Genomic DNA, 21018 nt, shown 5'->3' with positions numbered 1-21018 from the left:
ATCCGCCGAAGATCCAGGCGGCAGACGTTTAGGCTCCCCCCGGGTCGTCCTGGTGGTCAGCTTTCTCCGGCATTACAAAACCGGACGAAAGGTCAGACCATGTTCACAAAGGCCACTATGCTCGCCGCCGGTATCGGTCTGTTCGCGGGTGGCGTGCTCGCGGCAGGAACGGCGCAGGCCGCCCCGGCGGACCTCCCGAACTTCCACACACAGCAGGCCTGCCTGCAGGATGTGGCACGAAACGACGCGCAGAGCACGCACACCTGTCAGCGGCTTCGCAACGGTGCATGGCAGCCGGTCAGGAAGTCCGTCAGCGGCAACAAGATCGGTAGCGACAACGAGTTCAATACCACCTACGACGTCGACGCAAGCAATAACGAGTACTACGACGAGAGCGAAAACACCAACAACATGAGCAAAGCCGAGACCGGTGACGTCAACGTCAAGACCGGCGACGTCACCCAGAACATGTACGTGCCGGAGACCGGCATGATGGGCTCGTTCGGCAACGGTCTCGACCAGGCCGGCAAGCTCATCGGGGGCGGTAACAAGAAGGGCGGCGGTCTCGGTGACCTCCTGACCCCCTTCCTCGGCGGCGGCGGCGGCCTCTTCGACAGGCAATAACGTGCTCCAGAAGGCTGCCCTCCTGGCCGCTGGCGCCGGGCTCCTCGTGGGCGGCGCGGTCGCCGTGAGCCCTGCCCGAGCCGCGCCCACCGACGACCGGGCAACTGCGGATCTCGTGGAGTACTTCGCCAGCGAGACGGCGTGTGAGGACGCCGGAGTGCTGCGGAGGCAGTACCAGCAGTGGCTGAACTTCCGCTGCCAAAAAGGTCAGGATCCGACGGCGCCGGCGAGGTCGCCGCGTACTGCCTGGTTCCTGGTCCGGCTGCACGGGGCCGAACCGACGCCCGAGCCGGCCGCTCCGCCTAAGCTCCCCGGTACGGATGCTGTCAGCGACATCCTCACCGAGAAGGTCAAGCCGGCGATCGCGAGCGGGACCAACTGGTTCTGCGACATCGTTTTCAAGAGTCCCTGCGTCTGAAGCAGTCGAAGCACCACGGAAGCTCGTTGCCGCGCACTCCTGCGGCAACGAGCTTCGTCGTATCAGGCCTCGGTGTAATCCACGACCGCGCGGGAGGTGAGCAGGGGGCGCAGCCAGGCGCCCAGCTCCAGGTGCGCCGGATGCGCCTGGTATGCCCGCAGATCGTCGGCATCGAGGTGAGTTGTCTTCAGGTAGAGGTCCCAGGAGACGCCGGTGTTCAGCTCGTCCAAGTGCACCTCAACGGCTCGAATCTCAGGAACGACACCGGCAAGTTCTTCCAAACGCAACGTGGCCTTGGCAGCATCGCCAGCGTCAGCAAACTTCATCAGCACGATGTGCACCAACAAGTCGACACTCCAAATCTCTCGATCATCAAGAAACCCCTGTTGCAAACGTGAACCCGAGTGTAGTTTTGGGAAACGCCGTTTCGCTAGGGGGAACCGGATGCCCGGTGTTGTTCGTGTTGCCGCAGCCCAGATCGAAGCCGGTCAGGACATCGCTGCCAACCTGGCCGCCTGCCTGCGCGTCATCGACGCCGCTGCGGAGCAGAAAGCCCAGCTCGTGGTCCTGCCCGAGTTCTGCAATCACCTGTCCTGGTACGCATCACGCGCGCAGGCCCACGAACTCGCGACCCGGCTGGAGGACGAATTCCTCACCGCGATCGCCGAGCGGGCCCGCCGGCACGGGATGTGGGTGAAGGTCAACGTCACTCACGCGTACCCGGACGGACGGACCGGAGGGACGAACTTCCTGTTCGACGCCGCCGGTGAGATCGTCGGGTCCTGCGACAAGCAGACCCTGATGGGCGCCGAGAACGACTTCCTGGAGCCGGCGCCCGCCGTCGGCCCGGTGCTCGACACGCCGCTCGGCCGCCTCGGGATGTACGCCTGCATGGAAGGCGTCATCAACGAGGTCGCCCGCGGCCTCGCGCTGCGCGGCGCGCAGGTGCTGCTGAACAGCCTGAACAGCTTCGCGCTGGACGAGGCCGACCTGCACATTCCGGTACGCGCGGCGGAGAACAAGGTGTGGGTGGTCGCCGCCAACAAGGTCGGCCCGCTGCTGCCGCGTGAGGACCTGCCGGCCATCGCCGAACGACTCGGTGTGCCGCCGGAGTGGCTGCACGGCGCCGGCGAGAGTCAGATCGTGGCACCGGACGGGACCGTGGTGGCGAAAGCGCCGCGCACCGGCGAGGCCGTCGTGGTCGCCGACATCGACGTGTCACTGGCCGACGACAAGTCACGGCCCGACGGGACGGACATCCTGGCCAGCCGGCGCCCGAGTCTGTACGGTGCGATCGCCGCGGAGCCGGTGGGCCGTCAGCGCCCGGCCGGCGCGCCGACCCTGCCGGTGGCGGTGGTGCGGGATATCGGGAAGATCCGGGATGCCGTGGATGCCGGGGCCCGGCTCGTCGTGCTCCCCGAACTCGCCGGGACACCGGACGAGATCGCCGAAAGCCTCAAGGGCACCACGGCGCATGCCGTCACCACGGTGCTTGACGAAGGCGTACCCACTGGGGTGTTGATCTCGGAAAACGGCCTGGTGGCGCGGCAGCCGCAGCTCCACACGGCGAAGGCGGCGGGCAAGGAGATCGTCCCGATCGACCTGGAGTGGGGCCGGCTCGCGATCGTCGTCGGTGACGACGCGCTGTACCCGGAGACGTTCCGGCTGGCCGCGCTGCTCGACACCGACGTGGTCGCCGTGCCGCTCTCCGTGCAGGAACCGTGGGAGCTGGAGCTCGGGCTGCCGGAGCGCGCCGCCGAGAACCGGCTGAACGTCGTGGTCGCGACGCCGCTGGATCAGCCGGCCGCGATCTTCGCGATGACGCCCGACTTCACCCTCTGGACCAAGTGGGAAGGGCCGTTCACCGGCCGGATCTCCACGCCGATCCGCACCGACATCGCCGCTGGTGAGGCCGTTGCTGTCGGCACTGTCAATCCCGCGCAGGCAGCGAACCGGCAGGTCTCGCGGAATACCGATCTTGTCGACGGTCGCCCGTGGCGGCTTGTCAGCGCTCTTTTATAAAGGAGTTTCACAGTGGCGGAGACCATTCAGCACGTGGAGGACATGGTCGACGGCTCGCCGGTCGTCGACGTGCACGACACGTTCAACTATTACCGTCAGCTCCTCGCCGACCTGAAGGCGAAGATCGACGCCCGGTTCGAGCTCAAGCGCGACCCTTCCACGGTGGATCTCCAGACGTACGGAACCTATCCCGAGGGACCGGGCGGTTCCCTTGAGGCGTACGCCGGACCCGAGGTCGACTGGATGGTCCACTCCTGGATCGGCAATCCGGGCGCCAGCTTCGCGAACCTGCACCTGACCTGCTGGCTCGGCCCGCAGGTGAAGGTGCCGCACCTGGGCATCGCGCTGCTGGTCTGGCCGGGTGGCTGGTTCTACCTCGACTCGGTGCCGCGGACGAACATGGTCGAGGACGCCGAGTACTTCGACAAGTACTACGCGGAGCTGGACCCGGAGTGGCTGGAGCTGCGCAGCGACCCGGAGTTCGAGTACTTCGTGAGCCGGGCCGGTTTCATCCGGGCCAGCCTGTCGCCGACGGCGTACTGCTACTCGTTCGAACGGTCCCAGCGCAACCTGGAGATCGTGTCGCAGCGGGCACACGCGCACGTCGACAGGTGGCTGCGATGGGTCGACGAGGCCGAGGCGGTGCCGGCCGAGGAGCAGGCCGCGCTGGCCGAGACCGACGAGACGATCCGGCGCAACATCGCCGAGCGGGACCCGGCCAACGTCATGGGTGTCCGGTTCTTCGGCGAGGAGACCACGAACAAGCTGGTCCGCGCGCTGTGGGGCGGCGACCGTGAGCTTCCCCGGCCGGGGGTCCCGTCATGAGCGTGCGTTCGATCTGGTGGGCCGCGGCGATTCCCGGGGCCGAGGCTCCCTTTGACACCGCTCACCTGCGGGTCTTCTATCCGGCGAAGCCGACCGGGTCGGACGCCGAGCGGCTCTCCGGTGTTTTCCCGGCGGATCCGGTCGGAGCTCCGTATCCGGTCGCGGTGATCGTCTCCGGGGTCAACGTGGGCCAGGAGGCCTATCGGTGGCTCGCCGTCGAGCTCGCCTCACGCGGTTACGTCGCCGTCACCTACGACTGGGTCGGTGAGCTGTTCGGCGGTCTGAAGGGGATCACTCCCGGTGTGGAGCTGGCGGCCGCGAAGCCGGACGCCTACGGCACCCGGGCGACGACGCCGTCGGTGCCGGTCATCCTCGACGCGCTGAAGACCATGACCGGCCCGGTCGCCGGCCTGCTGGATCTCGACAACGTCGCGCTCATCGGTCACTCGGCCGGCGGCACCGTCATCCTGCAGAGCGCCCGCTTCTTCCCCACGGTGAAAGCGGTCGCCGCGTACGGAACACACACCATGGTCGCCACGATGCTCGGCTGGCCGGCCGGCACGGTGCTCCCCGCCCAGGTGGACAGCCCGGTCCTGCTGATGAACGGCGAGAACGACGGCGTGATCAACGGGTCGGCCGACCGCTATGGCTCGTCCCCCGAGAAGAGGGATCCGATCAGCCGGACCTTCGACGAGGCCCTGCCGGATGCCGGCGGCGACAACGTGCAGGTCACGTTCTCCGGCGCGAACCACTTCGGCATCGTGCACCCGGTCGACGAGACCGCCGCCCGCGCGTTCCTCGACCTTCCCGCGGAGACCGATCCGGCCGCCACTCGTGCCGCTCTGGCCGACGTGACCACGGCGTTCCTCGACGTCCACCTGCGCGGCGCCTCCGGCGACGTGCTCGACAAGGCCCTTCAGAACCCCGACATCGCCGGGATCCGGCGGAGGTAAAGCCATGCTCAAGAACTTCTGGTACGCGGTGGAGTTCTCCGACAAGGTCACCACCAAGCCGGAGCGGCTCACCGTCCTCGGGCAGTACCTCGTGGTCTATCGCACCCCCAAGCAGGGCCGTGTCGTCGCACTGAGCGACCTCTGCGTGCACCGTGGCGCCGCGCTCTCCGGCGGCACACTCAAGGACGACAAGATCGTCTGCCCGTACCACGGCTGGGAGTACGACCCGGACGGCCAGTGCACCAAGATTCCGGCGAACCTGCCGGGCCGGGGCATCCCGAAGAAGGCGCGCGTCGACTCGTACCCGGTGCAGGAGAAGTACGGCTTCGTCTGGGTCTTCATGGGCGACCTTCCCGAGGAGGAGCGCCCGCCGATGCCGGTGTGGCCGGAGTTCGACGACCTGGTGGAGAACGGCGGCAAGTTCCGCGTCGTCACCGGCGAGTTCCTCTGGAACGCCAACTACGAGCGCATCCTGGAGAACGGCTGCGACATCGCGCACGCGCCGTTCGTGCACGCCGGACGATTCGGCAACCCGGACATGCCGCAGGTGCCGGATTACGAGGTCGAGCACCCGGACGAGTGGTCCGCGTTCGCCACTGTCGACCTGCACCCGCCGAAGCCGTCCGGTCTCTGGGGCAAGTTCGGCCGCCTGGTCGGCAACGATCTGAAGAAGCGCCCGCCGGTCACCACGTCGGCCGGCTGGATGCTGCCCAACATGATCAAGCTGCACGTGCGGCTGCCGATCGGCGACATGATCATTTACGACACCAACATCCCGATCGACGAGACGCACACGCTGGTCAAGTGGGTCGCTCTGCGGACGTTCTTCACCGGCAAGTGGGCCGACAAGGACGCCATCAACCGTACGATGCGGATCTTCTACGAGGACGCAGCGGTGGTCGACAAGGTCCGGCCCGAGCTGCTCCCGTTCGACCTCGGCGCCGAGCTGCACATCAAGAGCGACATCATCGCGGTCGAGTACCGGCGGCGGCGTCAGGAGCTGGCCGACAAGGGCTGGCTGCTCAACGAAGAGGACTTCATCACCGGTGACGTGCCGCGCCGCACGGCGACCGTGATCCCCTCGCCGGCCCGCCGGGAGAGCCCGGAGCTGGCCCGCGCCTGGGTGCACAAGGCCCGGGGCGAGCACCCGACCGTGGCAGCGTCCCGGCTGATGGGTGGCGACGAGTCGGGTTCCGAAGCAAACGAGGAGAACAAGTGAGCCTGCCTGGAGCGCTCGCCGAGACCACCCTTGCCAAGATCCTCGGCCGGTTCCCGGTGACCCTGACCGAGGAACGCGACCTGACGTCGCCGATGAGCCCGGCGCCGGTCGGACATATCAAGATTTGGCGGGGCGAAGGCCCGGTCGTCAAAATCGTGAATGTCGGGCTTGTGGTCCCGCCCATCGGCCTCGACAGCCACATGATCTTCGCGTTCACGGCGCCGTCGTCCGGGGTTCCGCACTTCACCCTGGACTCCGTCGCCAACGGGGACAACTACGCGTTCCACCTCGATCTCATCCCCCGGATCGATCTGGCGACCTCGCTGCCCTATCTGGACGAGGTCTACGAGCCGCTGACCGAGCTCTACCAGGAAGTGAGCAAGCGCGAAGGCCTCACCCCGGCCCACCTGACGCCGCGGCAGTACGCGCTCATGTCGCCGTGGATGCTGGTGAACCGGGCTACCGAGGACGCCTTCAAGGGCATCGACGACGCCGTCGACAACTACCTCACCCACTGGGCAGCCCTCGTGGACAAGGGCGTCGACGCCGCCGGCACCGCCGAGCGCGACAGCCGGCACCGCGAACTCCTCTTCAGCCCGGAGATCGACCCGGTCTGGAAGCAGACCGTCCGTCTCCTCGGCGAGGAGCAGAGCGAGTCGGTACGGAAATCCCTGGTGAGCAACGAATGAGCGAACCCAGCGTCTGGCAGAAGCGGATCGCCGGCGAGTGGCACGGCCGCCCCTCGCTCTTCGACGCCACCGGCACCTGGTGCGGCTTCGAGGAGATCCGGCGGTCCTCGGACTTCGTGGACGGCGTGACGACGTACAAGATGGACGGCGGGCTGATCGGCGGCGGTCCGCTCGCCGGCCAGTTCCGGCTCGGCGCGCCGTTCTCGTTCGGCGTGGTCGACTCGGACCAGAACCGGGTCTACACCGGGCCGGACTTCTTCGGCACCGGTCAGCCGTACGGCAGTTTCGTGGACTCGCACTATTACGGCCCGGGCTGGCAGGTCGACCTGAACACCTGGAACCAGGTGCTGCCCGACGGCGAGACCCAGGTGTACTCGTCGGTGCTGTACCAGGGCTGGTCGGTGGTGGGCTGCTTCAACGGCCTCTACACCCGGGTCCCGTCGCGCGTGGACAGTTTGATCGAGGCCGAGACCCGGAACGGCTCGGTCCCGTACATCCTGCCCACCAAAGAGGCCGGCGCCTACGTCGGCGAGCTAGAACTGTGGGGGTCTAATCAAAAGCTGCGCGGCACGGTCTCCGTGGCGATCGAGCTGGAGCCGATCAACCTGCTCCGCACGCGCCGCACGACGACGCTGAAAGGTGCCGGCCTGGACCGCGAGTTCACCACGGAAACCCGGCGCGACGGCAACCGGCTGTTCTTCGAGGGGCCCGAGGCCTGGGGCAACGCGATCGGTTTCGGTCGCGCGTCGTTCCAGTCGGTGCACCTCACCGACGTCTGGAAGATCAAGGGCCGGGAGTTCTCGATCGACGCGGCACCCGGGATGTCGGCCGGCAAGCAGCTGGCCGTGGTCTACGAGCTGTCCGACGGCGGCAGCCTGGACTCGGTGCTGCACGGCCTCCTGGAGTGGCAGTCATGACGGTCGTCGTGGTGACCGGTGGGACGCGCGGGATCGGTCAGGGCCTGGTGCACGCTTTCCTGGCCGAGGGCGCCCAGGTCGCGTACTGCGGCCGGACAAGTCCCGAAAAAACGGTAGAAGGCGCCCTGTTCATCCAGGCCGACGTCACCCAGCGGGAAGACGTCCGCAAACTCTGGGACGCCACCACCGACAAATACGGAAAAGTCGATATCTGGGTGAACAACGCGGGCCTCTCCACCTCCCGCAAACCGCTGTGGGAGCTGGACCCCACCGAGATCGACGACGTCGTCGGCCTGAACCTCCGCGGCACCCTGCACGCCAGCGCGGTGGTCCTCGACGCCATGCTCGCCCAGGGCCACGGCGCCCTGTGGAACATGGAGGGCCTCGGCTCCAACGGCCAGATCGTTCCCGGCCTGACCGTGTACGGAGCGACAAAGCGCGCCGTCACCTACGCCACCCTGGCGCTGGCGAAAGAGCTGAAAGACACGCAGGTCAAGGTCGGGCTCCTCTCCCCCGGCATGGTCGTCACCGACCTGCTCACCCGCGACTACGAGCCGGCCGAGCTGGAGAAGGCGAAGAAGATCTTCAACATCCTCGCCGACCGGGTCGAGACCGTCACCCCGTGGCTGGCCCGCGAGGTCCTCAAGGGGACCAAGAACGGCGGCCGGGTGGCCTGGCTGACCAACCGCAAGGCGGCCTACCGGTTCGCCACGGCGGCGTTCACGAAGCGCGACGTCTTCGCCCGCAACGAGAACGGCAAGGAGTCCTGATCATGGACTACCCCATCGTGCTGGCCGTCGAGGACTTCGTGCCGGTCATCCTCGGATCGACCGGGTTCGCCCTGCTCAGCCGTACCGCGCCGACGCCACGGGCGCAACAGGCCGGCCTTGCAGGAGCGATCCTTATCGGTCTCGGCGGCGTCTCCAAGTGCATCTGGAAACTGGCGTATTCCGCGGAGATCGGCGACTGGACGCTCTTCGAGCAGGCGCTCTTCCCGCTCATGGCGGCCGGGGCCACCCTTCTGGCGTGGGCTCTTGCGGTTACTGTGCGCCACGGTAGGCGTACCCATGCCTGGCCTTTCGCTCTTGCCTTTGCTCTTTGTGTGGCGGGGGCGATCTTCGGGCAGAGCCTGAATCCGCTGTTCGTGGCGGCGACGCTCGGGGTGACCGCGGTCAGCGTGCTCGGCGCGATCATCGCGGCGCGCTATCAGCAGTGGTGGGCGGTGTCACTCTACGTGCTCGGGCTGGTCCTGGTCATGGGGCTGGTGCCGCTGCGCGGCTCGGACAGCCACCACACTCTCGCCTTCCAGTGGCTGGAGCAGGGCATCAACACGTCCGCCCAGGCCGCGCTGCTCGCCGCAGCCTGGCTGACTCTCCGGGCTACCCGCCGGGCTTCTCTGAAACAAGCGACCGTTGGAGCATCCCAATGACCGACGCCCTCGGCTGGCGCCGCAAATTCGGCGTCATCGCCCCATCGACGAACACCATTGTCGAACCGGACTTCTACGCCATGACGGTCCCCGGCGTGACGTCGCATTTCTCCCGCATCCACATCCGCAATCAGGACCTCTCCGACGACGCCAATTTCGAGAACCTGCTCGTCCAGATCCGTGGCGAAATCGGTTCCGCCTGCGAGCGCGTGCTGACCTGTGAACCCGATTACATGGTCATGGGAATGTCCGCCGAGACATTCTGGGGAGGCGTCGAGGGAAACCGCGAATTCGTCGCCCAGATCAAGGGAATCACCGGCCTCGAGGTAGCGACCGGCGCCGAGGCCTGCGAACGAGCCCTCAAGCTCTACGGCGCCCGCAAGATCGGCGTCGTCACCCCCTATCAGCCGGTAGGCGACGCCAACGTGGTCCGCTTCTTCGGCGAAATCGGCTTCGAGGTAACCGCCATCGAAGGCCTGAAATGCCCCACGGCCGTTTCGATCGCCCACGTCACCGAAGACGAACTCCGCGCCGCGATCCTCAGCGTCAACGGCCCCGACGTCGACGCCATCGTCCAATGCGGCACCAACCTCTCCATGGTCCGCCTAGCCGACGAAGCCGAACGCTGGCTGGGCAAGCCGGTCATCGCCATCAATGCCGCAACCTGGTGGATGGCCCTGCGCGAAAACGGCATCAAAGACAAGGTCTTCGGCGCCGGCAGCCTGCTCCGCGATTACTGACCGTTTTATTTGATACGCGCGACCGGCTCGGACAAGCGCACCAACCACCACCCGTGGCCCCTCGCCACCTGCCGGCCCCTCCCGCCGGCGCACCCCGCCGCCGGCCCCGGACCCCCGTCCCGCACACCGGCTGGCCCGCCCGGGCCGGCCGGGCCGGGCGGTGCCGGACCGGGCGGTGCCGGACCGGGCGGTGCCGGACCGGGCGGTGCCGGACCGGGCGGTGCCGGACCGGGCGGTGCCCGGAGCCACGTTCCGAAGCCGCCAACAACCCTCAGTGCCAGCCGCGTTTGCCCGGGCTGGCGCTGAGGGTCGCTTTTCGCCCTCAAACACGACCCGGAGCACCAGCCACGTTCGCCCGGCTCGCGCTCAGGGTCGTGAAACGGCTCTGGCGACAACCCCGCGCGCCAGCCGGTGCGCAGGGTCGACTCCCGCAAGCCAGGCCCCGGCGTCCCACGCGCCAAACCCGAACCCCACACACCGCAAGCACCGCCCAGACGAGCGTCGACCAGCCCCGAATCGACACGCCCACGCGATCCCCCACATGCGTGTCGAGTTCGGAACATGCGTGTCGAGTTCGGGCGCGGTTCGAACCCCGAATCGACACGGACCGGCGAATCGCGAGGTGTGTGTCGAGTTTGGGGGCGTAGCGAACCCGAAGTCGACACACCTGGCAGGGCTGCGCGATCTTGGGCCGCCGTTCCCAGCGGGCTGTGGTTCGGGGACCAAGGTCGCGGCGATAGGTACCGCAGGCGGCGGACTCCGCGCATGATCCACTCCGGCTGGCTCTCACGGCTGTCCCCGCGGGTCAATGAGGTAGCCGCTCACCGGGGGAAACGTGACGTCAAACTGTGGCCGGGCGTGCTCTCTCGCCGTAGGGCCCGTCACCACGAGGGCGAGCCGTAGCTCAGATAGGTCATCAGCCCCGATGACCTATCTGGCCTACGGCTCGCGTCCAGCAGCCGTAGCTCAGACACCTCAAAAGCGCCCGATGACCTATCGGAGCTACGGCTCGCCCCCGCGGCCGCTTCGCCCCGCGGCCGACTCGTCCCAGCGACCGGCTCCTCCAGCAGTCGGCGCTCCTCCAGCAGCCAGCTCCCCCAGCGGCCGGCTCCCCCCAGCAGCCGGCTCGCCCTGGCCGCCGGGTTCGGTCCGGTAGGCGGGCCGAAGACATCACGCCGCGAGCACCCCTCGCCCGGTGTGTCGAGTTGAGGCGCGTATCGAACCCGAAATCGACACGGACCGGTGAATCGCGGGGTGTGTGTCGAGTTTGGGGGCGTAGCGAACCCGAAGACGACACGCCTGGCGGGGCCGCGCAATCTTGGGCTGCCGTTCCCGGCGGGCTGTGGTTCGGGGACCAAGGTCGCGGCGATAGGTACCGTCGGCGGCGGTCTCCGCGCCTGATCAAGTCCGGCTGACTCTCGCTGCTAACTCTCGCTGCTGGCTCTCGCTGCTAGCTCTCGCTGCTGGCTCGGCCCGCGTGCGACAAGCGGTGAGAGCCCGTGCGCTTGGGTTGAGTGCGGGACGGCCCGGCCGGTGGGCCGGCCGGGCCGGTGGGCCGGCCGGGCCGTGGGAGAGCACGCGTTTCATCCGGATCGGGGGTGTGGGACCTGCCCCGCGCAAAGCCGGCCCCACACCCCTGAACCGTCCCTCTGAGGTCCTGCCCCGCGCGGATCGAGAGTGCGGATCGAGAGGGGCGCGAGACAGAGACCTAGTGGAAGCCCGCCATGCGGCGCCGGCGAGCCGGGAGCATGGCCAGCAGACCGAAGCCGGGCAGGAGCAGACCGGTTCCGATCAGTACGACGGTGGCCCACTCCATGCCGGGCCCGGTCTTCGGAAGAGCGTCGTCATCGGCGGCGGTGGTCGCTGCCGCCGCGGCGGAGGTGGACTTGGTGGAGGCCGGCGTCGTGGCGGCGGCACCGGAAGACCCGAAGACGATCTTCACGGAGACCGCGTTGGCCTTCACGGTGGCGTCGTCGTGGGCGGACGGCAGCAGCTGTGCGGCGATGACGCAGCCGTCGGTTCCGCACTCCTTGCCGTTGAACGACTTGGACAGCTTGAGGGTCACCTTCTCGGTCTTGCCGCTGCTGTCGGTCTTGGCGAACACCGCTCCGCCGGACAGGTTGCAGTCGGTCGGGCCGGTCGGGTTCTTCACGCACTGGCCGAGCGCGAGGTCGGTCAGTCCCTTCGTGAACCCGGTTCCGGTGACGGTGATCGAGTCGCCGTCCTTGAGACCGGTGGTCTTCGAGACCTTCAGGCTCGCCTTGGCCGCGGCCGGCGCCGCGGTCACGAACAGGGTGGCGCCGGCGCAGAGCAGACCGGCGGCCACCGCAGCGGCCAGCCTGCGCAGACCCGGCGGTTTCCGGGATGTGGAACGGGTCATTCAACACTCCTTCAAACAGGAAAGGGGGATCAGCCGGCCGGCTCTCCGGACCGGGCGACGGCAGCTTCGTCGGTGCCGAGATAGGACAGGACGACAGCGGGGTGCGAGCGCACCTCGTCGGGTGGGCCGGCCGCGATGACGGCTCCGGCGTCCATCGCGATCAACCGGTCGGCGACCCGGGACAGCAGCGGCAGGTCGTGCTCGATGACCAGCACGGTGGTGCCGAGCTCGTCGCGTACGCGCAGCATGAGTTCGCCGAGGGCGACGCCGTCGGACTGGGTGAGCCCGGACGACGGCTCGTCGAGCAGCAGCACGCGCGGTTCGAGGGTGAGCAGGCAGCAGAGCTCGACGATCCGGCGAGTACCGGTGGAGAGCTCACCGACCGGCTTGTCGGCCAGGTCTTCCAGGCCCATCGCGCGCAGCGCGGTCAACGCCCGCTCCGCTTTCGCGATCTCCGGGCGTTCGTCGCCGAGGATGTCGATCACCAGGCTCGACGGGATCGCGGACTCGGCGGCGACCATCACCGCCTCGCGTACGCTCATCGCCGGGAAGAGCCGGGCATCCTGGAACGAACGCACCAGCCCGGCCCGCGCCCGCCGCTCCGGCGTCCAGCCGGTGATGGCGCGTCCCTGGTAGCGGACCGTTCCGCCGTCCGATCCGGTGAACCCGGCGAGGATCTCGAAGAGCGTGGTCTTGCCGGCGCCGTTCGGCCCGATGATGCCGACGATCTCACCCTCGGTGATGGTGAATGTGGCATCCTGCACCGCTCGCACCCCACCGAACGACCGGCGGATCCCGGCCACTTCGAGAAGCGGCCCGTCCCCGGTGGCGGGCGCCAGCCGCGCGGCGGGCAAGTGGTGAACCCGCCACTGCCCAGGCCGTCCGGGCGCTTTGCCCGACAAATCTGATTTGTCGGGCAAGGAGTGGGGAGCAGCCGCCGACCCGCTTAGCGCGGGGACCGAGGACAGCGGCGCAGGATCGTGGACAGTCTCCGGCGGGAAGCCGGGGATCAGTCCGTCCGGGCCGATCCGGCCCGGCGCCGATGCCTGCGCCGGCCGCCACGCACGCACGCGGGAGAGCCAGTCCGCCGGCACCCGGCCTGCGGGGATTCGGGACAGCAGGCCCGCCAGTAGGCCGCCGAGGCCCTCGGGGAGGAAGATCACGACGAGCAGCCAGCCCAGCGTGAGCACCGCCTGCCCCGGGATCCCCAGCGGCAGCAGCGCCGGCAAGCCGACGATCACGAGTGAGCCGAGCAGTGCCCCGCCGGTGCGGGACAGCCCGCCCACCACGGCGATCGCGACCACGTCGATGCTCGCCGACGCCGGAAAGCTGTTGATCGACAGCTGGGACTGGCCGAAACCGATCACCACGCCGCCGAGTCCGGCCAGGGCGCCCGCGACCGCGTACACCTGAAGTTTGCGAACTGGGGCCGCGACCGTGAGTGCTCGCCCGGCTTCCTCGTTGTCGCGCAGAGCGAGCAGGAGACGGCCGAAACCACCGCGGCGCAGCCGCGCGGTGACCATCCACCCGAGGGCGAGCAGCAGCAGCGCGAAGAGGTAATAGTCGGTGGAGACGCTGACGACATAATCGCGCCAGACCGGGTACGGGGTGGTCAGCCCATCACCGAGCAGGAAGCTCTGCCGCAGCAGCCATCCACTGGTGGCCAGTGCGAACGCCAGGGTGGTGACGCCGAGTGCCACACCGCGCAGCCGCAGCGCCGGGATGCCGACCAGGGTCGACGCGAGAGCGCCGGCCGCGCAGCCGGCGGCCACCCCGACAAGCATGTTGCCGCTGGCCTGGGCGGCCTGGATCGCGGCGGCGGCGCCGATGCCGGCGAACGCGAACTGGCCGAGGGAGAGTTCGCCGGCGATGCCGGTCACCAGGATCACCGAGAGGCCGACCAGGGCGTATCCGCAGATCATGGTGAGGATCGAGGCGGTGGAGTTGCTGACGACGTACGCCAGGCCGACTCCGACGACGGCGAGCAGTGCCAGGCCGATCCGCGCGCCCGGAGGCGAGGTGGCGTCCCAGCGGGGCCATGCGGCGTGTTCGCTGTTGCGGCCGCCGGATCGTTGCCGCAGCAGCGCGACGAGGATCGCCAGGCCGAGCACCACGTCGACGAACCCGCTGGTCTCCTTGGAGAGCAGTACCTGTTCGAGGACGCCGACGCCGATCGAGGCGACGAACGCGATCGGCAGCGACGCCATCCGGGCGATGACCGCGCCGGCCAGGCCGCGCAGCAGCAGCTGCGGGCCGAGCGACTCGATCGACTGCACGCCCTGGGTCGGTGTCAGCAGGATCGCCGAGAACGCGGCCACCCCACCGGCGACGGCCCAGGCCAGGCTGGTCATCATCGGCGCGGGCACACCGTTGACGGTGGCGGCGTCCGGGTGGTCGGCGGCGGCGCGGATCGCGATGCCGTACTTGGTGCGGCGCAGGAAGAACGCGAGCGCGGCCAGCAGCACCGGGGTGAGCACCAGCATCGCGGTGAGCGACGAGCCGACGGCAGTGGTGCCGATGCTGAAGGCGGGCAGGCCGGGCGGTTTCGGATAGGTGGCGCCGGAGAAGCTGTCCCGGTCCACGAGCAGGGCCAGGACCAGGATGAACTGGGACAGGCCGAGGGTGGCGATCATGCCGATCACCCGGGGCCGGCCGCGCAGGCGGCGGACCACGGACATCTCGATGCCGGCGCCGAGTGCGCCGGCCACCAGGATGGCGATCGGGAACGCCAGCCAGAAGGTGATGCCGTCGGTCAGTTTGGCGAGAACGGCCGCACCGAAGACACCGATCGCGCCGTGGGCGAAGTTGACGAACTTGCTGGACCGGTAGACCAGCACGATGCCGATGGCGAGCAGCCCGTAGGTCAGGCCGGTGAACATGCCGACGGCGAGCCGATCGAACCCGAAGTCGTACCCAAAAAGGCTCATTCGGCGTGTCCTCCCAGCACCAGGCGGCGGGCGAGGTCGGGGGTGGCGCGCAGTTCGGCCGGGGTGTGCTCGGCGATGATCGTGCCGTGCTCCATGAAGAGCAGCCGGTCGGCGATCGACATGGCGACGTTCACCGACTGCTCGATGACCAGCGTGGCGACGCCGGCCGCGGCGAGCCTGCGGACCAGTTCGAGCAGGCCGCCGACGACGACCGGGGCGAGCCCGAGCGAGAACTCGTCGATCAGCAGCAGGCTGGGCCGCTGGATCAGGGTCTTGGCGAGGACCAACATCTGCCGTTCGCCGCCGGAGAGGTTCGCGGCCGGCTGGTCGGCGCGGGCGGCCAGCCGCGGGAAGACCGCGAGGGCGCCGTCGACGACGGTGCCGGTCTTGTCGTCGTCCTTGCCGTTCGGGTACGCGTGCAACCGCAAGTTGTCCCGCACGGTCAGCGATCCGAAGGCCTGCTGACCGATGACCGTGGACATGCCGAGTTTGACCCGCTTGGCGCCGGACACCCCGGTCACGTCCCGGCCGAGCAGGGTGACCGTGCCCGAGGAGGGCCGGTTCAGCCCGCACAGCATCCGGACCAGTGTGGATTTGCCGACACCGTTGGGACCGCAGAGCGCCACGGTCTCGCCGCGACGCACGGCCAGGTCGATGTCGAAGAGGATCTGGATGTCTCCGTAGCCGCCGTTGAGCCCGGCGACGTCGAGAACGATGTCACTGTCCAAGGCTGGTCACCGGCCCGGAATAGGTGAAACATCCGCATGAATCGGAGAATTTCAACACTCGGTAAGCCGTCCCCGCCGCGTTCCCGCCTCCGAAGTCACCGAGACCGGCCGCCGTGCTGAAGGTCATGTTCTGTGCCGCCGCGCCCCACGCGCCCGCGTTCAGATCGGCGCCGAGGTCTTTCGCGCCGGCCTGCAGCATCAGCGCCGCGTCGCAGTAGGTGAACGCGACCCGCGCGTTCTCCCGGGCCTTGAACGTGATCCCGGCATCCGAGTAGATCTTCTGGCAGTTCTTCTCGGCGTCGCTCGCCGGGAACGCCATCTCGCTGTCCGGCACGTCGTACCCGGGCGCGAAACCGACGCCGACCATCCCCTTGAGCGCGGCCGGCGGGATGGTCCCCGGGTTGGACACCATGAAACCGGGGCTGTCGAAGGTGGAGATCCCATAGCGAGCGGTGTAGCTGATCGCCGCCGCCGAGGTCATGAAGAACGGCGCGATGCGGGCGCCACCGAGGAAGAAGACCCGGTCGATCTTCTTGCCCCGGAAGTTCACCGCGGCCTGGGAGAGCCCGGAGTTCAGCGTGCCGAGCGACGTTGTGTCGATCCAGGAAACAGTGGGCTCAATGCCCGCTTCTTCCATGAAGGGAACGACAATCTCGTCATAAACCGATTTGTTAGCCGGAGTGTCAGCTGCGACAAGGCCGGTCTTGTCCCGCCCTTCAAAAAACTTCTCGCGGGAGAGCACTGCCAGGAAGGACGAAGCAAACGCGTCATACTCCGGGAATGTTGCTGTCCATAAATAAGGGGACAAAGAAGAAAAAGTCGATTTGGCGTTGGCGATCAGCGTCGCATCCAGCATCAGCGTCTGCCGCTGCGCGTAACACGGCCGCGCGTTCGACTGCAGCTGCCCGGTCAGCACCACCGCGAACGCCTGATCATCCTGGGTGATCTGGCTGCACAGCGTGGTCTCGGCGGCCGGCGAGTCGTTGCTCGCCTCGTACTCCCGGTAGACCGCGTCGAGCTTGCGCCCGGCGATGCCGCCGTTGGCGTTGATGTAGGCGGCGAGCGCCTCGACCTGCTCCTTGGGCTTGCCGACGTCGGCGTTGGTGAACCCGGTGAGCGACGCGGTCTTGGTGAGGTCGGTGCCGATGAAGACGACCTTGACGCTGTCCTCGGTGACGCCCGGCCCGGTTCCCGAGGCCGAGACCTGCAGGGACGAGCCACCGGGCATCAGGGCACCGCAGCCGGTGTAGGCCACGATCGCCACGAGCAGAACCGCGCCGAGACGGAAGAGCAGCGGTCCGTCAGGTCTCCGGCGTGTCATCTTTCTTCCTCCATGAGGGAAATGGAGCGCGGGTACCGCCGGGCCAGCACGTGGCCGAGGGCGTCCAGGTCGAGCACCGAGTCACCGGCGCCGGGTCCGTTGCCCTGACCGATCAGGGTGCGCAGGTTGTCGAGACTGAGCTGCGCGCCGGCGTGCCGCCGCAGCCGCCGGGAGCCGGGCGCGTCGTCGAAGACCAGGTAGGCGCCGAGACTGCCGAGGCGCACCACGGCCGGCAGCATGGCGTCGGCCGGGTTCAGATCGCGCAGCGCCCGGCGCCGCCCGTACCGTCGGAGAAGTCCCCAGACGATCAGGGAGATGCCAACGGCATTGATCAAAATCAGACCCCATGGGTACGCGTTATGCGACACCCGAATCGGGGCGAGACCACTGACATCGGCGCTGACCACGTATTTGCCGAAGGCCGCGAGCGGAAGTTCGACGGGGACGGTGAAGGTGCGGCTCTGACCGGGCGCCAGGTTCTCGACGACTTCCTGGTGGAAGATGTTGTCGTCGCCTCCCCCGCCGAGCCGGACCTGGACGGTCGCGCTGTTCAGGCCGACCGCTGTCGGGTTGCGCACGGTGTAGGTGAGCTGGAGCTGGTCGCGGGCGCCGAACCAGGCCGCCGCGGTGCCGCCGGTGAGGCGGACCTCCTGCACGGCCAGCTCACGGACGGCGGTGGCCGTTTTCGGGATCGTCCCGACGGCGAGGCCGGTGATGCTGATCGGCAGGTTGACCGGGTCGGTGGTGCCCTGGACCTCGGCGATGTGCACGACGCACGGGCAGTCCTTCGGCGGGGTGCCGATCTGCAGGTCGACGACGAACTTGCCGTCGGCGCGTACCGGGGTGGCCAGGCCGGACCGGGTGTCGCAGGCGGCGGAACCGGTCAGGCCGCCCTCGCCGCAGGTGACGAACTGGAGCAGTTTGCCGGGTGTCCAGCCCTCGCCGCTGACCCGGACGGTCTCGCCGGGTTTCGCCACGTTCGCCGACAGGGTGGCGACCAGGCCGCTGGCGCGCGCCGCGGTCCCCGGCGCCAGAGCCAGAGTGAGCGCCACGGCAGCCAGGAGCAGCTTTCTCATCGAGCGGCCACCAGACCGCGCGGGCGCAGCTCCCGGGACCGGGTGCGGCGCCGGATCAGCAGCACGACGGCGGTGATCAGCAGGGCCAGCAGGGCCACGGCGGTCCAGGAGATGACGAGGGTGCGTTCCGAGCGCTGGGCGAAGACGTCGCCGTCGGCGCGTACCGCCACCGAGGTGGTGACCACGTCGAGCGGCCAGATGCCGGTCGCGGTCATCGCGAACGTGCCCTTCGCGCCGGGGACCATGTCGCTGGCCGGCGTCGAGCCGGCCACCGTGATCCGGTGACCGAACAGGCCGGTGACCTTCACGGTGGCCGCCGGGATCAGGTGCACGTTGCCGACGTTGGCGACGGTGTACTCCAGGTCGCCCTCGGTGAGGGTGGGCAGCAGCAGCGGGCCGACGTTCATGTCCAGCTCGGGTACGCCCAGACCGGGCACCACCGCACCGGCGACCCGCAGGTAGACCCGGGCCGCGACGGCGCGCTGGATGTTCACGGTGGCGCCGTCGGCCTGTGCCGTGGTGCTGGCCGAGGCCTCCATGGCGACAATGCCGCCGACGTGGTCACCGGGTGTGGCGTTGGCCGGCACGTCGATGGTGAAGGGGATGTCCGCACTCGTCCGCGCCGGCACCTCGACGGCTGTGACCTGGGATTTCACCCAGGAGCCGAGGTCCGTCTGCTGGTCGGTGCGCGTCCGGATGGCGAATCCGCCGTTGCGGGCGGTGTTGTACGCGTCCGCGCCGTAGATCACGAACGACCGCGGCTTGGCGGTCAGGTTGGTGACCCGGACGGATTCCTTGACCCGCTCGCCGGCGGCCGCGTCGAGGAAGAAGTACAGCCGCGGCGTGGGGCCGGGGTTCTTGGCCGGGGTCGGCGTGACCGCCCATTCCCCGTTGCCGGTGGCTGCGGCAGGTGCCGGGGTGAGCAGGACCATCACCGCTATCACCAGGACGGCCGCGATCTTGCGCATCGTGCTTCCCTCCAGAGGGGCGGGTGAGAGGCGGTGGCGGCCGCCTCTCACCCTCAAAGGGTCAGCTCAGGGTCAGAGTGAGCGTCGCCGTGTACGTGCCGGCAAGCTGAATCGCCGGCACCGTGAGGGACAGATCGGCCTTGGCGTCGAACGAGCCGCCGGTGACCGTTCCGGCCGTGCTGGCCGGTCCGGAGCACAGGGTCGCCTCGTTCACCGCGACCGCGGACGCTCCCGCGACCGCCGCGACGGGGTTGGTCGCCCCGGTGTGGTCGGTGCACGACGGCGTCCAGGTGAGCGCGCTGGCCGGGATGGTGCCGCCGGGGACACCGGTGAAATCGGTGACCTCCGCGGAGAGCTCCCAGCCGAGGGTGCTGCCCCGGTTGTCGGTCACGTTGATCGCCTGGAGCGCACCGGTCGCGACCTGGGCCTCGCCGTTGAGCGTCACACCCGTGAAGATGATCGTGCTCGAGCCGGTGCCCCGGGACATCGACAGTGACCCACCGGTGACGGTCTCGGAGAGCTCGTACTTGAGGTCACAGTCGCCGGTCGCCGCGTTGCCCTCTTTCGCCGTGCAGGCGTCCGCGGACGCCGTCCACGGTGCCAGGGCGAAGAGGCGGCCGGACACCGCGCCGATGTACGCGGTGGCGGTGTCGTTCACCGTGAACGACGAGCTGATCCCACCGGTCGCCGTGGCGGTCGCGGTGACCGTCGCGTCGGTGGTGGCCGGCGGCGGTGGGGCGCCGGTGAGCGCCTGGTAGCCGCCGATGATGACCGCACTGCCCGGGTTCCAGTCGGTGCCCTTGACGGAGATCGCCGTACCGGCGCCGCCGCCCGAGGGCGTGATCGTGACCGTCGGCGTACCGAGGATCGTGATGGATACCAGGATGGTGTTGGTGCCGTCGGAGATGGCGACGGTCCGGGTGCCGGTCGTGGGGCTTGCCGGCACCACGATCGATCCGGTGCCCGCACCGTTGGCATCGGTGGAGCCTGCGCCAGTACCTTCGCCGGTACCGCCACCGGAGCTGTCCTTCAGCGACGCCGTGAGGGTGGCGCTGGGTTCGAGCCCGGTGACCGAGAAGTTGATCGTGTTGGTGGCCCGGGCCGCAGTGACGGCGGTCTGGCCGGTGATCGACGTGATCGTCGCGCCGCCGTCGAAGACGGTGACGTTCTGCACGATCGTGGAGTTGGCCGCAGCCGCCTTGTGGTCCCGGTCGCCCTCACCCGAGCAGTACGTGGACGCCGTGGTGTTGGCGAACTTGACCTGCTTGACGGTGAGCGAGACCGCACCCTGCGCGCCGGCGACGAACGAGCCGGTGGCGGTGAAACCGCCGAGCGGGGTGTACGCCGCGACGGCGCCGGTCGGGTAGTTGGACTGGTTGAGCGTGACCGTCCCAGTTTGGGCACCGGAGATGCCGACCGAGATGGACACTGGCACCGAGCCGGCGGTGAGCGCGACCGGGCCGTTGGTGGAACCTGTCGCCGCGGTGAACGACACGGTCACGGACTGACCCGGCTTCGGCGAGGCCGGATTCGTGGTCAGCGTGAACGTGTCGGCCCACGTGGTGGGTGAGGTTCCGGTACCGGCGTCACTGAAGTAGATCCGGCACCCGAGGGAGTTGGCGGTAGGCCCGTATGCGGCAGCCGGCGTTTGGACGGCTACGACGCCGGTCAGAGCCAGCGCCGCTCCGGCCGCCACAGCCAGGGCCCTTCGTACGATGTGTTTCATGGTTGGTGCCGCGTCCCCTCTCTCAGATGGGTACGCCTCCGCCGTTGCCGGCCTTG

General features: G+C 68.7%; 19 protein-coding genes. 11 read left to right on the top strand and 8 right to left on the bottom strand.

Annotated elements, in window-relative coordinates; genetic code table 11:
* Window positions 1-99: 99 nt before the first annotated feature.
* A complete protein-coding gene (locus B0I29_RS04370; protein WP_146616717.1) occupies window positions 100-624 on the top strand; it encodes a hypothetical protein in 525 nt (174 codons plus the stop codon).
* Window position 625: 1 nt separating this feature from the next.
* The gene (locus B0I29_RS04365) at window positions 626-1042 is read left to right on the top strand and encodes a hypothetical protein (RefSeq protein WP_111647534.1); all 417 of its coding nucleotides are present in this window, start codon (window positions 626-628) and stop codon (window positions 1040-1042) included.
* 62 nt (window positions 1043-1104) lie between these two features.
* Here B0I29_RS04365 and B0I29_RS04360 read toward each other — a convergent pair whose 3' ends face one another.
* A complete protein-coding gene (locus B0I29_RS04360; protein ID WP_245972295.1) occupies window positions 1105-1383 on the bottom strand; it encodes a Dabb family protein in 279 nt (92 codons plus the stop codon).
* 103 nt (window positions 1384-1486) lie between these two features.
* Between B0I29_RS04360 and B0I29_RS04355 the strand changes: the two genes are divergently transcribed.
* The 9 genes from B0I29_RS04355 to B0I29_RS04315 are packed head-to-tail and all read left to right on the top strand — an operon-like array spanning window position 1487 to window position 9836.
* The gene (locus tag B0I29_RS04355) at window positions 1487-3064 is read left to right on the top strand and encodes a nitrilase-related carbon-nitrogen hydrolase (RefSeq protein ID WP_111647532.1); all 1578 of its coding nucleotides are present in this window, start codon (window positions 1487-1489) and stop codon (window positions 3062-3064) included.
* Window positions 3065-3076: 12 nt separating this feature from the next.
* A complete protein-coding gene (locus B0I29_RS04350) occupies window positions 3077-3889 on the top strand; it encodes an oxidoreductase (RefSeq protein WP_111647531.1) in 813 nt (270 codons plus the stop codon).
* Entirely contained in the window at window positions 3886-4842 is a 957-nt protein-coding gene (locus B0I29_RS04345) for an alpha/beta hydrolase family protein (protein WP_111647530.1), read from the top strand. Before B0I29_RS04350 ends, B0I29_RS04345 begins: the two co-directional genes overlap by 4 nt.
* A 4-nt stretch (window positions 4843-4846) precedes the next feature.
* Window positions 4847-6061 carry an aromatic ring-hydroxylating dioxygenase subunit alpha gene (locus tag B0I29_RS04340; RefSeq protein ID WP_111647529.1) on the top strand — a complete coding sequence of 405 codons (1215 nt, stop codon included), beginning with the start codon at window positions 4847-4849 and terminating at the stop codon, window positions 6059-6061.
* Window positions 6058-6750, top strand: a complete 693-nt coding sequence (locus B0I29_RS04335; protein WP_111647528.1) for a hypothetical protein — start codon at window positions 6058-6060, stop codon at window positions 6748-6750. The genes B0I29_RS04340 and B0I29_RS04335 overlap by 4 nt, the downstream gene beginning before the upstream one ends.
* Window positions 6747-7667, top strand: coding sequence for a hypothetical protein (locus tag B0I29_RS04330; protein WP_111647527.1), 921 nt, complete (start codon window positions 6747-6749; stop codon window positions 7665-7667). The genes B0I29_RS04335 and B0I29_RS04330 overlap by 4 nt, the downstream gene beginning before the upstream one ends.
* On the top strand, window positions 7664-8437 hold the full coding sequence (locus B0I29_RS04325) for an SDR family NAD(P)-dependent oxidoreductase (protein WP_111647526.1): 774 nt from the start codon (window positions 7664-7666) through the stop codon (window positions 8435-8437). Before B0I29_RS04330 ends, B0I29_RS04325 begins: the two co-directional genes overlap by 4 nt.
* A 2-nt stretch (window positions 8438-8439) precedes the next feature.
* On the top strand, window positions 8440-9096 hold the full coding sequence (locus B0I29_RS04320; RefSeq protein ID WP_111647525.1) for a hypothetical protein: 657 nt from the start codon (window positions 8440-8442) through the stop codon (window positions 9094-9096).
* A complete protein-coding gene (locus B0I29_RS04315; RefSeq protein ID WP_111647524.1) occupies window positions 9093-9836 on the top strand; it encodes a maleate cis-trans isomerase family protein in 744 nt (247 codons plus the stop codon). Before B0I29_RS04320 ends, B0I29_RS04315 begins: the two co-directional genes overlap by 4 nt.
* Before the next feature lie 1708 nt (window positions 9837-11544).
* Here the strand turns inward: B0I29_RS04315 and B0I29_RS04300 are convergent.
* The 7 genes from B0I29_RS04300 to B0I29_RS04270 form a co-directional block, all read right to left on the bottom strand.
* Complete coding sequence (locus tag B0I29_RS04300) at window positions 11545-12216, bottom strand: neocarzinostatin apoprotein domain-containing protein (protein WP_111647523.1); 672 nt, start codon at window positions 12214-12216, stop codon at window positions 11545-11547.
* Between the two features lie 29 nt (window positions 12217-12245).
* Window positions 12246-15143 carry an ABC transporter permease subunit gene (locus tag B0I29_RS04295; RefSeq protein ID WP_111647522.1) on the bottom strand — a complete coding sequence of 966 codons (2898 nt, stop codon included), beginning with the start codon at window positions 15141-15143 and terminating at the stop codon, window positions 12246-12248.
* A complete protein-coding gene (locus B0I29_RS04290; RefSeq protein ID WP_111647521.1) occupies window positions 15140-15871 on the bottom strand; it encodes an ABC transporter ATP-binding protein in 732 nt (243 codons plus the stop codon). Before B0I29_RS04290 ends, B0I29_RS04295 begins: the two co-directional genes overlap by 4 nt.
* Window positions 15861-17192 (bottom strand): ABC transporter substrate-binding protein, encoded by a 1332-nt coding sequence (locus B0I29_RS04285; RefSeq protein ID WP_111647520.1) that lies wholly within the window; start codon window positions 17190-17192, stop codon window positions 15861-15863. The genes B0I29_RS04290 and B0I29_RS04285 overlap by 11 nt, the downstream gene beginning before the upstream one ends.
* Window positions 17189-18268, bottom strand: coding sequence for a hypothetical protein (locus tag B0I29_RS04280; RefSeq protein WP_146616716.1), 1080 nt, complete (start codon window positions 18266-18268; stop codon window positions 17189-17191). Before B0I29_RS04280 ends, B0I29_RS04285 begins: the two co-directional genes overlap by 4 nt.
* On the bottom strand, window positions 18265-19236 hold the full coding sequence (locus B0I29_RS04275) for a WxL protein peptidoglycan domain-containing protein (protein ID WP_111647518.1): 972 nt from the start codon (window positions 19234-19236) through the stop codon (window positions 18265-18267). Before B0I29_RS04275 ends, B0I29_RS04280 begins: the two co-directional genes overlap by 4 nt.
* A gap of 61 nt (window positions 19237-19297) precedes the next feature.
* Window positions 19298-20962, bottom strand: coding sequence for a WxL domain-containing protein (locus B0I29_RS04270; protein ID WP_146616715.1), 1665 nt, complete (start codon window positions 20960-20962; stop codon window positions 19298-19300).
* Between the last annotated feature and the right edge of the window lie 56 nt (window positions 20963-21018).

It is taken from the genome of Actinoplanes lutulentus, assembly GCF_003259845.1.
In the GTDB taxonomy this organism is placed as follows: Bacteria; Actinomycetota; Actinomycetes; order Mycobacteriales; family Micromonosporaceae; genus Actinoplanes; species Actinoplanes lutulentus.
This window is presented reverse-complemented; position numbering and strand designations above follow the sequence as displayed.